This is a genomic window from Mesorhizobium sp. M1078 (assembly GCF_040318615.1).
Lineage (GTDB): Bacteria > Pseudomonadota > Alphaproteobacteria > Rhizobiales > Rhizobiaceae > Mesorhizobium.
In genome coordinates this window covers 68902-79893 of record NZ_JAMYMP010000023.1, presented here as the reverse complement: position 1 = coordinate 79893, position 10992 = coordinate 68902, and the positions used below count along the sequence as shown (strand labels likewise).

The following is a 10992-nucleotide window of genomic DNA, read 5'->3' as shown; positions in this document are numbered from 1 at the left end:
TGATGCGTGTTGCCGACTTCCGCATCGCGCTCGATGAAACCGATGTGCTGCACGACAAGGAAAAGCGGATCGAATTCGGCGACAACGCCAATGGCAGCCTGACGTTCGAGAAGCTCCAAGTGGCCTCGCCGGAGGGCTGCACCAAACTTTCAGACAGCCATGTCGAGATCCGTCCCGGCGAGCGCGTGATGATCACCGGTGAGCCAGGCGCCGGCAAGACGCTGTTCTTCCGCGCCATAGCGGGCCTGTGGCCATGGGGCAGAGGGAAAATCGGCCTGCCCGCTGGAGAAACCCTCATCTTCGTGCCGCGTGTCCCGTATTTGCCGGCCGGCACGTTGCGAGAGGTGCTCAATCACGCGAATGGGCATGCGCCCGCCAACGATGCCGACATTTCGGCCGTTCTGGCCGAGGTTGGTCTTGAACGGCTGTCATCTTCGCTCGACCGCGTGGGGCGCTGGGACCATGAGTTGGCCGATGACGAACAGCGCCTGCTGGGCGTGGCCAGGCTCGCGTTGCGGCAGCCGAAGTGGGTGATCATCGACGAAGCGATGGATGCGTTCGACGGACCCTCGCTGAGGCGCGTGCTGGCGATGCTGGAAAAGCATCTGAAGGGAGCCGCGATCATCAATATCGGGCGCGGCCAGCACAACACTCAGTTCTTTCCGCGCGGCCTGACGATCGTAAAGGATTCCGGTGCGCCGGCGCTTAAGCCCCCTCGCGTCAGGGCCGGCGCCATCGACCCTCCGCCGAAGGCGGCCGTGCGGCGAAAGAAGTAGACCGGTATTCAGATTCGCGCCGGGCTGCGCCATCGCCTGTTCGGTTGGCCACCGTCCCTTACGTCCCTATGTTGCACGATGACCACACAGTTCGCCCGAGGCAGCGCTTATCCCGGTGGAGGTCTGTTAGAAGAAGTTTGCAGCGCGATGGCGACGGCACGGCCACTGTTCAGACGGGTCGGTAGTCCGTTTGATCACCGAGCGGTCGGCCCTGCCCTGCCAGACCGACACCATGGTCTTGGCGATACGTTCGTCCACTCGCGGGCCTGGAGCCAATGCCTCATGTTCGAGGCATCGAGCATGTAAACATCGAAGGAGTTTCCAGTGGACGCCAAGACAACTACCTCGCAGATTCGCCTGACACGCCGGACGCCCACCTATTGGCGAGTCACGTTCGACAATGCCCCGCTCAATGTCATGGGTCCACAGATGGTGCAAGAATTCACACATCTGATTGACGCCATTGAGGCTGACGAAGACGTTCGGGTCGTGGTGTTCGACAGTAGCGTCGACGGATACTTCCTCAACCATTCAGACTTCAAGGCGCGGATCGAGGATATGCTCGCGCTGCCGCCCGGGCCGACGGGCCTGCCGCCCTGGCCGGATTTTCTTGTGCGGCTGACGCGCGCGCCGGTCGCCTCGATCGCCCTCATCCGGGGTCGCGCTACGGGCAACGGGAGCGAGATCACCCTTTCCTGCGACATGGCTTTCGCTAGCAAGGAAAAGGCCATTATTTCCCAGTGGGAGGTTGGCGTGGGTATGGTCGCCGGCGGTGGACCGATGGCCCGCCTGCCGCATCTCATCGGTCGCAATCGCGCCATGGAGGTTCTGTTGTCCTCTGAGGACATCCGTGGCGAACAGGCAGAGGCGTATGGCTACGTGAACAAGGCGCTGCCCGACGCAGAGCTCGACGCCTATGTCGATGCGCTCGCCACGCGGATCTCCAGGTTCGACAAGTGGGCGATCGCGCAGACCAAGCGCTTGGTCAACACCAGCCTGAGTCCGGATGTCGAGCTAGGCGCCGGCTGGGAATCCTGCATAGCTTCACTGAGCCGGCCCGCCGCCCAGGAGGGGATCAAAGCGCTGACCGCCAAGGGCTTCCAGGCGCCGGGAGATGTCGAGAATCGGCTGGCTTTCCACCTAGGCGAGTTGCCGCCGCGATAGACCGCTGCCGATGGCGACGGCACCCCCTCAAAGAAAGGAACAATCCCATGGATCTGCTCACGAAAGCGAAGTCACTGGCCGAACGTGTGGAGGCAGAGGCGACAAAGGCCAATGTGCCCGTTGCGGTGTGCATCATCGATGTTCATGGCAATCTGGTGCTTCAGCACCGGATGACCGGGGCGCCCGTCTTCGCGCTCGAGATTTCCGAGCGGAAAGCGTATACCTCGGCCCTCGTGCGCCTGCGCACGGCTGACATCCTGCCGCTCGTGCAGCCGGGACAATCGCTGTATGCGCTGACCACAGTGGGCGGCGGCCGTTTTTGCCCCATGGGTGGAGGCATTCCTGTGGTTGACGAAGATGGCAAGGTGTATGCTGGTGTCGGCGTCAGCGGCGGCACTGCCGAAGAGGATGTCGCCATCGCCGAGGCCGCTGTCCGCTAAGCGCAACGCAAGCAAATTCGCCAGAGGTCCGGTGGCCGAGGTCGGGAGTCGACGTAAAGCGATGCCCCGGCTGCGCCGTAACTATGTAATCGACCGAGCTTGACACCCAAAGGAAACCCGGTAGGAGTGATACGTATCAGTAATACGTATCAACAAGGGTGGGAATGGCAAACGGCAGGGCGACGCAGAAGGATGTGGCAAGGGCAGCCGGGGTTTCGCAGGCCACGGTTTCCATGGTGCTGGGCGGTGGTAGCGCTTCTTCGATCCCAGCGGATACGTGGGCTCGCATCACGAAGGCCGCCAAGGACCTTGGCTACGTCCCAAACCGCTTTGCGCAAGCGCTGAAGACGAGCCGTTCGATGACCATTGCCTGCATCGTGCCCGACATCACGAATCCTTTCTATCCATCGCTGATCCGCGGCATCCAATCCGTGACGGACGGCCTGAGCTACGACGTCATCGCAGTTAACACCGATGGCACACCTGAACGCGAGCGGCACTTCCTCGACTGGGCGCGGCAGGGTCGCGTCGATGGCGTGATCGGCGTTTTCTTTACCTTGCGTGCCAACGATTTCAGCCCTCTGGTCGAAGCAGGGGTTCCGGTGGTGCGGATCGAGTCTTCCAAGAAACGCGGCGGCGAAATCGTCGTCGATGACATCTATGTCGACAGCCGGGCAGCCGCGCTAGCGGTCACCGACCACCTGATCGGCCAGGGTCACGAGCGCATTGCCATGGTAGCGGGCCGAGGCGGCCCCCAGGCCACGCGTATCGACGGCTATCGCTCGGCCCTAGCCAAGGTGGGATATCCCGCGCATGTGATCATCGACGAGGAATTCTCGGAGATCGGCGGCACGCGCGCCGCCGAAGCAATACTCGCAAGCACGTTTAAGCCAACAGCGATATTCGCCGCGAATGACCTGATGGCCGTCGGCGTCATGCAGGCGCTGCGCGAGCGCGCCATCGAGATACCCAGAGAGATCGCTGTCGTCGGCTTCGATGACATTCCTGCAGCGAAGCTGGTGACGCCGCCGCTGACCACAGTCGCGCAGTTTCAATGGCAAATGGGCGCGCGCGCGGCACAGACACTGATGGAGCGGCTTCGCGGCGCCAAGACCGGTGCGGGAACCGCGCTGGAAATGCCCTTTGAACTTATCCAACGAGGCTCGACACGAGCCATCTAGATGCTGGCCGTCTTACAAAACTGGGAGAAGAAACCATGCAACGCCGTACAATTCTGAAAGCCGGACTTGGTCTGGCAAGCCTGCCGCTCCTGCCGCGCCTCGCCTATTCGGCCGATCAGAAGCCCGTGGCCTTCTGGTATGAATCGGCATCGCCGGAAAATCAGGACAATCTCAAGACTCTGCTTGTGGACCCGTTCAACGCGGCCCATCCGGAAGAACTCCTGAGCATTGACTTCCGCGGCTCCGATCTCGACAAGCAGCTTCGTGTCGCCATGCTCTCGGGCACCGGACCCGACGTCGTCTTCACCGCAGGCCCGAGTTATGTCGCCGCCATGGCGCAGGCCGGACAACTCCTGTCACTCGACGATTATGCCAAGAAATACGGTTGGAACGAACGGCTGCTGCCTCTGTTCCTCGATCTCGGCCGCTACCAAGGCAAGCTCTACGCGCTTGCCAAGACCTATGAGACGCTGGGGCTTTTCTACAACAAGACGCTGTTCGCCAAGAACAACTGGAAAGCACCTACGACGATTGCGGAACTTGAAGCACTCGCCGATGAAATGAAGGGCAAGGCCCTTGTACCGTTCGGCGCCGGCAATGCCGATTGGCGTCCGGCAAACGAGTGGCACGTCTCGATAGCCATGAATTCGATCGCTGGCCCGGAAACCGTGCATAAGGCATTGGCGGGATCGATTCAATGGACAGATCCGGCCTTCGTCGCGTCAATCGACAAGCTGGCCGAGTGGTGGGACAAGGGTTATTATGGCGACAATTACTTCTCCCTGACCTCCGAGCAGGCCTTCGCTCAGATTGCGACCGGTCAAGCGGGCATGGCGCCCACGGGCACCTGGAGCTTCACCAACGTCAAGCCATATTTCCCCGACAACGATGCCGAGCCGGGCTTTGTCGGCTTCCCCAGCGCGTCGGGCGACCCGATCTTTCCGCTCGGCATCGGCTCGACGCTTTCGGTCAATGCCAAGTCGGAAAACCCGGACGGTGCTGCCGCCGTGCTTGACTACATGTTCCAGGACGATTTCTACAGCAAGATGAACTCGGTCTGGCAAGGCGAATGGAACCTGCCGCTTGCCGATCTCTCCAAGGTGAAGCTGTCGGACAATGTACTGCCGCTCTACACCGAAGCGATGAGGGAGCTGTCCACCGCCGTGGGCGCTGGCAAGTATGGCTATACGACGTGGACTTTCCTGCCACCCGCGACTGACACCTATCTGGTCAGCGGCATGGAAGAGGTTTGGCTCAAGAAAACCTCGTCCGCCGATTTCCTTAAGAAGCTCGACGAGACCTTCAAGCAGGAAAAGGACGCGGGCAAGGTGCCTGCAATCCCGCCCCGCGCCTGACCGCTCAGGGTGGCGCGATATGCGTCGCCCTTCCCCGGAGGAACTCCATGCATCGACTCTACATCGTTCCGACGATGATCATCAACGTCGTCATCGTGCTCGTTCCGGCACTACTGACGGCCGCTCTCGCCTTCTGCAATTGGGACGGCATCTCAGCGCCGACCTTTGCCGGCCTCGGCAATTTCCGGGCATTGGCGGCGGATCGCGTCTTCTGGTCGGCGCTCGGCAACAACATGGTCTGGACGCTCGTCTTCCTGACCGTGCCGATCCTCATGGGTCTCGCCGCCGCATCGATGCTGTTGATCGTGCGCCGCGGCAGTAACTTCTTCCAGACAGTCTATTTCCTCCCCGTCGTCATTGCCACCGCCATCACCGCACGCGTCTGGCAGGGCATGATCTACAGCCCGGTGACAGGGATCTTCGGCGTCCTCAAGAAATACGGCATGCCAATCCCCAACCCGCTGACGCAGCCGCCGCTTGCGCTGTTCGGCGTCGCGACTGTCGATCTCTGGCACTGGTGGGGTTTCCTTTGCGTCATCTTCTTCGCCGCGCTCCGCCAGGTTCCGCAGGAACAGATCGAGGCCGCGAAAGTCGAGGGCGCCACGTATTTCCAGATGATGCGTTACGTCTTGTTGCCCGGTATCCGGCCGACGTTGACACTCATGATGATCATGACGGTGATCTGGTCGTTCCTCGCCTTCGACTTCGTCTACATCATGACCCAGGGCGGCCCGGCATTTTCGAGCGAGCTCCTGTCTACCCTCGCCTACCGAAAAGCGTTCTATGACCTGAATGTCGGGCAAGCGGCGGCGGCGGCGCTCGTCATCAGCCTGTTCGGGCTGGTCGGCACCTTCTTCTACGTCCGCATCCAGACGCGGGAGGGGGAGCAATGAGCCTTGTCGAAAGCCGCCTGACGCTAATCGTTTCCTATGCGCTTCTTAGCCTGTTCGCCTTCATCGCTCTGTTTCCGATCGCACTTCTGGTACTCAACTCCCTGAAGCCGGCTGCTGAGATTGTACAAAATCCGCTGGGCCTGCCAGGACCGATCCGCTGGCAGAATTTCGTCAATGCCTGGAACCATGCGAAGTTTTCGAAGACCTTCGTGAACTCCCTTGTCGTTAGCGGCACGACGATCGTGCTGGTCTGCTCGACCTCGTCGCTGACAGCGTATGTGCTGGCCCGCAAGAAGGTCAAATCCTGGAAGATTTTCACCTTCTACCTGCTTGCAACGACGACGGCGCCGATCCAGCTCTACATCTTCCCGCTCTATTTCGGCTTCGCCAAGCTCGGCCTGATCAACAATATTTTCGGAGTTTCGCTGATCTACACGGCACTCTACAGCCCGTTCGCGGTGATGCTGCTTAGGACCTACTTCATCGCAGTTCCGAAGGAACTCGAGGAAGCGGCGATCGTCGATGGTGCCACCTCCTGGCAGGTTTTCTGGCGGGTAATGCTGCCGATCGTCTCGCCCGGCATCCTCACGGTGGCGCTCATCATCGGCCTCAATTCGTGGAACGAGTTTCTGATAGCGACGACCTTCCTGCAGAGGCAGGAGAATGTCACCGCCGTCATCGCCTTCTATCTGCTCTCAGGCCAGTACAGTTCCGACTGGGGTGAGATCATGGCCGCCGCCCTTATCATCGTCGTGCCCGTCGTCCTGCTCTTCGTCTTCATGCAGAAGCGTTTCATCGAGGGCATGGCCGGTGGCTCGGTGAAGGGCTAATCAATCCCGTTTCGAATTGTGGAGTGAACGATGCAGTTGCCCAATGATTATCTCGAACGCGTCTATGCCGGCGTCCTCGGCAAGCTGGTGGGGGTATATCTCGGCCGCCCTTTCGAGGGCTGGACGTACCAGAAGATCATGGATGAGCTCGGCCCGATCGAATACTACGTGCATGAGCGTTTAAACCAGCCGCTCGTCGTCACCGACGACGATGTCGCCGGTACCTTCACCTTCGTTCGTGCCCTGGAGGACTATGGCATCAAGGCAAGCCTTTCGGCCGAGGAAATCGGCAAGGCCTGGCTCAACTACATCGTTGAGGAGCGCGCTATCCTGTGGTGGGGCGGCAACGGCAATTCCACTGAACACACCGCATGGCTTAACCTCAAGAAGGGTATTTCGGCCCCGCATTCCGGTTCGATTGCAACCAACGGCCATGCGGTTGCTGAACAGATCGGTGCACAGATCTTCATCGATGGTTGGGCCATGGTCGCGCCGCGCCAGCCGGAACTTGCCGCAAGGCTCGCCGAACAGGCTGGCAAGGTCAGCCATGATGGCGAGTCGGTCTACGCCGCGATGCTTTGGGCGGCGATGGAGGCCGAAGCTTTCGGCTCGTCGGACATCGACCACCTGATCGATACCGGTTTGAGCCAGATACCTCAGGATTGCCTGATCGCCAGTCTGATCGCCAATATCAGGGCCTGGCAAAAGGCGCATCCCGACTGGCGCGACACCCGCCAGAAGATCGAACAACACTACGGCTACGACAAATATCCCGGCAACTGCCACGTCGTCCCGAACCATGCGCTGATGATCATGGCTGTGCTCTATGCACCGCAGGATTTCCAGCGGGCGCAGATGATCGTCAACACGTCGGGCTGGGATACGGATTGCAATGCCGGCAATGTCGGCTGCCTGCTCGGCATCATGAATGGGCTCGAAGGGCTGGACGAAGGCCCGGACTGGCGCGGGCCGATCGCTGACCGCTTGCTGATCTCGTCCGCAGATGGCGGCAACTCGATCAACGACGCGGTTCGCCAGGCCTATTTCCTCGCCAACCTCGGCCTGCAATTGGCCGGCAGGCAAAAATTTGATGCTCCCAAGGCCGGCGCGCAGTTCCATTTCTCGCTGCCGGGCAGCCAGCAAGGCTTCAGGCCGCAGACCGGCCTCGATGTCAGCTCTGCGCTGCGCATCGGCAATGCCGAGTTCGAAGCCGCCCGTGCTCTCGCAATCGACTATGAAGCCTTGCGGCCTACTCAGGTCGCAGTCGTAACCACTCCGACCTTCTCGCCGCGCGAAATGCTCAACATGCGCACCTACGACCTGATGGCAACGCCGCTTGTCTATCCCGGTCAGGTCGTGCGCGCTCGCGTCGTTGCCGATCAAAAGAACCGCGGCGCTGTCGAGGTAAGATTGCGGGCACGCGTTTACGACGAGCATGACGAATGGCGCAATGTCGACGGCTGTTCGGTGATCATCGAGCCGGGCAAGGAGGCCGTTTTGGAATGGGCTTTGCCGGACACGGGCGGCCAGCCGATTGCCGAACTCGGCCTGGCGATTTCTAGCACAGGCAAGCGCGCTGATGGCCGCTTGCTTGTCGACTACGTCAGATGGGATGGCACGCCCGAGCTGACGCTGAAGCGCCCGGCGGGCGACGGCGATTTCTGGCGCTTGTCCTGGGTCAACGGCGCAGACTTCTTCTCCAAGCGCTATCCGGCGGCATTCCGGATCTCGCAGAATAGCGGCGAAGGAATCATCATCCATGGCACGCGCCAGTGGGCCGATTACCAGGTGTGCGGCGACGTGATGTTACATCTCGGCAACTATGGCGGTTTCGCCGTCCGGGCGCAGGGCCTGCGCCGCTATTATGGTGCCCGCGTCACCCGCGACGGCAGGATGCAGATCGTGCGCGTCCGAGACGAGAGCACCGACGTGCTCGCCGAGACCGCCTTCAATACCGAATTCGAAAAATCGATATCGATGAAAGTGGCGGCCAAGGGCGAGCGCATCACTTTCGAGGCGGACGGCATATCGCTTTTTGCGGAAGACTGCAGCCCCGAGGCTTTCCATGATGGCGGCATTGGCCTGCTGGTGCATGAAGGCGCCTTGTCATGCAACGAAATTCGGGTCGGAGCGGTCTGATGGCGAATGTCACGATCGATAAGGCCCGCAAGGCATATGGTCCGGTAGAGGTGCTTCATGGCGTCTCCGTCGACATTCGAGACGGCGAGTTCGTGGTGCTCGTCGGCCCGTCCGGTTGCGGAAAATCCACGCTGCTGCGGATGATCGCGGGGCTGGAAAACATCACTGGCGGGACGATCGGCATCGGCGGGCGGGTCGTCAACGATCTGGCTCCCAAACAACGCGACATCTCGATGGTGTTCCAGAATTACGCGCTCTATCCGCATATGACGGTGGCCGAGAACATGGCGTTTTCACTGACGCTGTCCGGTGCGCCCAAGGCGGAGAAGCAGAAGCGTGTTGCGGACGCCGCTGAGATACTGGGGCTGACGCCGCTGCTCGATCGCTATCCGCGCCAGCTGTCAGGCGGCCAACGCCAGCGCGTGGCCATGGGTCGGTCGATCGTGCGCAAACCGCAGGTCTTCCTGTTCGACGAGCCGTTGTCTAATCTGGACGCCAAGCTACGCGTCGCCATGCGCGCCGAGATCAAGAGCCTGCATCGCCGTCTTGCCACCACCACGATCTATGTCACCCACGACCAGGTCGAGGCAATGACCATGGCCGACCGGATCGTGGTGATGAATGGCGGCCATGTCGAGCAGGTTGGCCGGCCGCTCGACCTCTACGATGATCCGCAGAGCATGTTCGTTGCCGAATTCATCGGCTCGCCGTCGATGAACCTTCTGAAAGGCCGTTTCGACAGCGCCGACGGCCAGCCCGTTTTCATAGCCGATGCCGGCATCGTACTGCCGCTGCCCGACAACGTTTCAAGGCCCTCCGGCACGGAAGCGTTCTACGGTATCAGACCGGAATATTTCACTATCGCCCCGATAGGCTCGGGTATCCCGGCCGGGGTCCTAGTCGTCGAGCCCCTCGGCCCGGAAACGCAAGTGACCGCGAGCGTCGGAGGACAGACCGTGGTGACTATGTTTCACGAGCGGATCAACGTGCAACCCGACGATATGATCTGGCTTCGGGTGCAGCCCAATCGCGTCTGTTTGTTCGACACCGCTGGACGACGGTTTCAGCCTGCTATCGCTCCTTTTGCCCACCTATAGGCGCCGGAAGTAAAGAGCCGGTCATGGCCAGAATGATCGTTCTAACGGCTAGCCACATAATTAGCAGGTTTGCGGCCGCAAAAACTGGAAGAGCCAACCACCCAGCAAAGCCTGACTCCCCACGGATCGCCAGTTTTTCAATCGTGGTTGCCAATGCCGTGGCGCCGAAGCTGACGCTCCAAAGACCGGCAGAAAAACGGCGGACAATTCGCGGCAGTACGCCGCCGACGATAACAGCCTGGAGCATTGCGTAACCGATCAGACAGTGAACAAAAACGTCTTCGCTGGTACCTGACAAGTTAACATAGGCGAGCGAGCACACCGCCGGAGGCGCGAGTTGAACTCCCAAGGTAGACCGGATCTGGTCTCGCAGTGGCTCGCCAAAATAGAGCCGGTAGAACAAAACGGAATCGATTGTTAGCCACGAGAAGAGCCCCGCACCCAAAGCCAGTTGAGCCCATTCAGAATGTCCGAATGTCGATAGGCCGATGCTGAGAACGAATGACGCGGCCGCAACAGGCAAGTATAAGGCAGGCGTCGCGTCGGACAGAGCGATGGTCGTTTTCCAGATCAATTGCGAATGCCAAAGCCCGAATGCCACTGCAAACGCCCCGCCGATGCACAGCAGTATAGCGGCCACTGTCGCACTGAAGGGCAATACACTCACGGCGGTCAGCATCATCCCGACACCCGCAAGACCAGGAAAGCAGTTCTGAACGGGATCCGCGAGTTCCGCCTGCACCGCCAACGGTGCTAACCACAACTTCAAACCATATAAAGTCAAAAGAGCTGTCCATATGCCCATGGCCAGTATCATAACCCCAACAACAATTCCTACCGGCATCGCCCACAGTTGTTGCGCAACCTCCCACATAACGGCAAAAGAACTTGCCCCGAGGCCGATAGCAAAGAACGAGGCTGGAAACCGGGCTATTAGAGATCCCTCTGCCGACAGACCGAGAACAGCCTGACACTTCAATGCGGTTATTTCCTTGGAGCAGAGTCCACTCCCTTGCGCTGCGCCGACGTCAGATTGGGACCACTCTTTCATAACTGCACCTCACGAATCTGCCCTGAAATCACACAGGCTTGCAACCAAACTCCTGATCGCACTCCC

The 10992-nt window shown here is 60.3% G+C and carries 10 protein-coding genes; 9 read left to right on the top strand and 1 reads right to left on the bottom strand.

What is annotated here, in order from left to right; translation table 11 throughout:
* The 9 genes from NKH38_RS24310 to NKH38_RS24270 all read left to right on the top strand — a co-directional run.
* Positions 1–776, top strand: a 776-nt coding sequence (locus NKH38_RS24310; RefSeq protein WP_352904541.1) for an ATP-binding cassette domain-containing protein, incomplete at its 5' end; no start/stop codon positions are given.
* Between the two features lie 324 nt (positions 777–1100).
* Positions 1101–1940 carry an enoyl-CoA hydratase/isomerase family protein gene (locus NKH38_RS24305; protein ID WP_023698538.1) on the top strand — a complete coding sequence of 280 codons (840 nt, stop codon included), beginning with the start codon at positions 1101–1103 and terminating at the stop codon, positions 1938–1940.
* A 47-nt stretch (positions 1941–1987) separates the two neighbouring features.
* Positions 1988–2380, top strand: coding sequence for a GlcG/HbpS family heme-binding protein (locus NKH38_RS24300; protein WP_023669188.1), 393 nt, complete (start codon positions 1988–1990; stop codon positions 2378–2380).
* Between the two features lie 164 nt (positions 2381–2544).
* Complete coding sequence (locus NKH38_RS24295) at positions 2545–3561, top strand: LacI family DNA-binding transcriptional regulator (protein WP_023669189.1); 1017 nt, start codon at positions 2545–2547, stop codon at positions 3559–3561.
* A 35-nt stretch (positions 3562–3596) separates the two neighbouring features.
* Positions 3597–4916 (top strand): ABC transporter substrate-binding protein, encoded by a 1320-nt coding sequence (locus NKH38_RS24290; RefSeq protein WP_023706328.1) that lies wholly within the window; start codon positions 3597–3599, stop codon positions 4914–4916.
* Positions 4917–4963: 47 nt separating this feature from the next.
* A complete protein-coding gene (locus tag NKH38_RS24285) occupies positions 4964–5809 on the top strand; it encodes a carbohydrate ABC transporter permease (protein ID WP_352764799.1) in 846 nt (281 codons plus the stop codon).
* Positions 5806–6639, top strand: coding sequence for a carbohydrate ABC transporter permease (locus NKH38_RS24280; RefSeq protein ID WP_023669192.1), 834 nt, complete (start codon positions 5806–5808; stop codon positions 6637–6639). The genes NKH38_RS24285 and NKH38_RS24280 overlap by 4 nt, the downstream gene beginning before the upstream one ends.
* 30 nt (positions 6640–6669) lie before the next feature.
* Positions 6670–8778 carry an ADP-ribosylglycohydrolase family protein gene (locus NKH38_RS24275; protein ID WP_352764798.1) on the top strand — a complete coding sequence of 703 codons (2109 nt, stop codon included), beginning with the start codon at positions 6670–6672 and terminating at the stop codon, positions 8776–8778.
* Positions 8778–9875, top strand: coding sequence for an ABC transporter ATP-binding protein (locus NKH38_RS24270; protein WP_023669194.1), 1098 nt, complete (start codon positions 8778–8780; stop codon positions 9873–9875). The genes NKH38_RS24275 and NKH38_RS24270 overlap by 1 nt, the downstream gene beginning before the upstream one ends.
* Here the strand turns inward: NKH38_RS24270 and NKH38_RS24265 are convergent.
* On the bottom strand, positions 9850–10926 hold the full coding sequence (locus tag NKH38_RS24265; protein WP_023669195.1) for an SLAC1 family transporter: 1077 nt from the start codon (positions 10924–10926) through the stop codon (positions 9850–9852). The genes NKH38_RS24270 and NKH38_RS24265 overlap by 26 nt on opposite strands.
* Positions 10927–10992: the final 66 nt, after the last annotated feature.